1 protein-coding gene is annotated in these 887 nt (G+C 63.9%); it reads left to right on the top strand.

All coding sequences use genetic code 11. The features are described 5' to 3' along the window. The coding region (locus tag ACYVOK_RS34450) for a transposase (RefSeq protein WP_460666799.1) at positions 1–887 on the top strand (887 nt) is incomplete at both ends.

Raw genomic sequence — 887 nt, forward strand, 5'->3', positions numbered from 1 at the left:
CCCGCTACCTGGCCGCGCTCGATCGCGCCGACCGGCAGGGTGGCGCGGAGACGGAGGCCAGGACAAGCCGTCTGAAGCAGAAGATCGCGGGTCTGCGCCGGTCGATGCAGTCACTGAAGGAGATGGAGCAGCAGGTGGAGGCCGCGCCCGACCAGCAGATCTCCCTCACCGATCCCGATGCGCGCTCCATGGCCACCAGCGGCAAGGGCACTGGCATTGTCGGCTACAACGTGCAGATGGCGGTGGAGGCCGAGCACCACCTGATCGTCGCGCACGAGGTGACCAATGTCGGCAACGACCGCACACAACTGCTGGCAATGGGACGGCAAGCCCAGGACGTGATGGGGTGTGAAGAGATCACCGTGCTGGCCGATCGCGGCTATTTCAATGGTGACGAGGTGCTGGCCTGCGAAGGCACCGGCGTGCTGCCCTATGTTCCCAAGACCCAGACCTCCGGCAACAGCAACCGCGGTCTCTTCACCGGGCAGGACTTCGTCTATGACGCTGAGCATGATCGCTACACCTGCCCGGCGGGCCAGCATCTGACCAGGGGCAAGGTGCGTTCAGATCGCAGAGACAATATCGACCACTACCGCAACCTGACCGCCTGTTCGACCTGTGCCCTCAAGCCCCGGTGCACGCCTGACAAGCACAAGCGGGTGAAGCGCTGGCAGCACGAGGATGTGCTCGACCGCATGCAGGACCGGCTGGAGCGGATGCCTGAGGCCATGCTCATCCGGCGGCAGACGGTGGAGCATCCGTTTGGGACCATCAAGGCTTGGATGGGCAGCACGCACTTCCTGATGAAGACCTTGGAGAAGGTCAAAACCGAGATGGCCCTGCACGTGCTGGCCTACAATCTCACCCGGGTGCTGAACATCCTGGGG

It is taken from the genome of Kribbella swartbergensis (assembly GCF_054784135.1).